A 727-nucleotide genomic window follows, 5' to 3' on the forward strand; every position below is an offset into this window, starting at 1 on the left:
CATCCTCACAGCCCGACCTGTCCGCCGCCGCTCTGGCGGCTTTTTTCATTTGGAGGAGCCGCTATGGCACTCGACCACGATACCTTTTTCGCCGAGATCAAACGATCGCTCTTCGGCTCATTCAATCAGGATCAGGTCGACGGCCTGAATGTCCTGCTCGAAACGATCCGCGGATGGCCGATCGCGTATGGCGCTTATGCGCTGGCGACGGCCTATCACGAGACCGCCACCACCATGCAGCCGATCAAGGAGCGCGGCGGGCGCGATTACTACATGCGCCTCTATGACGTGACCGGCCAGAACCCGGCCCGCGCCCGCAGCATGGGCAACACCCGGCCCGGTGATGGCGCGCTCTACTGCGGCAGGGGCTATGTACAGCTCACCTGGAAAGTGAATTACGAGAAGGCCAGCCACGTCACCGGTGTCGATCTGGTGGCCGAGCCCGACCGCGCCATGGAGCCCGACATCGCCGCGCAGGTCCTGCGAAGCGGCATGGAGGAGGGCTGGTTCACCGGCAAGGGCCTTGCGGACTATCTGTCCGGCGGTCGCCGCGACTACGTCAACGCCCGCAGGATCATCAACGGCACGGACAAGGCAGAGGCCATCGCCGTCTATGCCCGCAAATTCGAAGCCGCGCTTCGTCAGGCGGTGTCGTGATGTCGGACGATATCAACCACGTCTCGCCCGACAATTGGGCCATCCGCCGGCGGATCGTATTCGTCGCCCT

1 protein-coding gene is annotated in these 727 nt (G+C 63.7%); it reads left to right on the top strand.

All coding sequences use genetic code 11. The features are described 5' to 3' along the window. The first annotated feature begins 63 nt into the window (after positions 1-63). A complete protein-coding gene (locus ACUSIJ_RS29645) occupies positions 64-657 on the top strand; it encodes a glycoside hydrolase family 19 protein (RefSeq protein WP_449312004.1) in 594 nt (197 codons plus the stop codon). The last annotated feature ends 70 nt before the right edge of the window (positions 658-727 follow it).

Source organism: Pseudochelatococcus sp. B33, assembly GCF_053570585.1.

Bases quoted from the DNA above. Each gene is read 5' to 3' on its own strand.
- ACUSIJ_RS29645 (WP_449312004.1), top strand. From the start codon at position 64: ATGGCACTCGACCACGATACCTTTTTCGCCGAGATCAAACGATCGCTC.